The 1,076-nt window shown below is 72.3% G+C and carries 1 protein-coding gene; it reads right to left on the bottom strand.

Annotated elements, in window-relative coordinates:
* Positions 1-1,076 (bottom strand): serine/threonine-protein kinase (locus ACTWP5_RS32065; protein ID WP_443224705.1); only part of this gene is annotated, 1,076 nt, incomplete at both ends.

Below are 1,076 nucleotides of genomic sequence, written 5' to 3'. Positions count from 1 at the left end.
CAGCCACGGCGCGCGAGATCCCTGGCCAGGTCGCTGGGGGCCGCTTCATGGGAGGGGCGGATGTCCTCGGCGATCCGCGCGAACTCGATGCCCAGGTCGTTGGTGAACCGCCGCGGCAGCAGGGCGTCCGCGGTGAACGGCGTCTCGTCGGTGGAGGCGCGGTTCCAGGACTCGGGTGAGGGCGGCCGAGGCGCTCGCCGCGTGACGTCGTCCATCAGGCGGGTGGGCGGGGTCGGGGGCATCGTCGCGGTGAGAGCCTCCGCTGCCGCGCACGACACCAGGAGTGCCTGAAGCCGCTGCTGGACCCGCTGTGCCGACTGGGGGCGCCGGTCGGGATCGCGCTCCAGTAGTTCGGCGACGAGCGCGGTCACCTCCGGCGGCAGTCCGGGGCGGAACGCGTCGAGGGGCGGGGCCTCCTCGTCGAGTTTGCGCCGCACGACCGCGATGCTGTTGTGCCCGGTGAAGGGCGGCCGGCCGGCGAGCATCGCGAAGAGCATCCCACCGAGTGCGTACAGGTCGGAGCGCTCGTCGCCGCGCTCCGTGAGGAACTGCTCCGGTGCGCCGAACTCCGGCGTTCCGGCCGGGGCCAGTTGGGAGGAGCGCGCCACGGTGAACGCGGCCTGGACGAACCCGGCGATCCCGAAGTCGATGACCTTCACCAGCCCGTCGCCGGTGAGGACGACGTTGTGGGGCTTGATGTCGTAGTGGATGACCCGGGCCCGGTGGGCGGCCTCCAGCGCGGCGCAGACGCCGCTGGCGATGGCCAGGGCACGTGTCAGGGGGAAGGGGCTCTCGGCCTGGAGACGCGCTGTGAGCGTCTGGCCGTCCACCTTCTCCATGACCAGGAACAACACGTCCTCGTGGACGCCCCGGTCGTACAGGGCGGCGACGTTGGGGTGGACGATCTGGGCAGCGGCGACCGCCTCGCGCTCGAACCGCCGGGGCAGGTCGGTCTGGGCGATCCCGTCGAGATCCAGCAGCTTGAGCGCGACCTCACGGCGGAGCTCGCGATCCCGCGCGGCCCACACCTCGCCCATGCCACCCCGGCCCAGACGGCTGATCAGCTCGTAACGGTC

The sequence above is a fragment of the Streptomyces sp. 4N509B genome (assembly GCF_052245655.1).
Lineage (GTDB): Bacteria > Actinomycetota > Actinomycetes > Streptomycetales > Streptomycetaceae > Streptomyces.
This window is presented reverse-complemented; position numbering and strand designations above follow the sequence as displayed.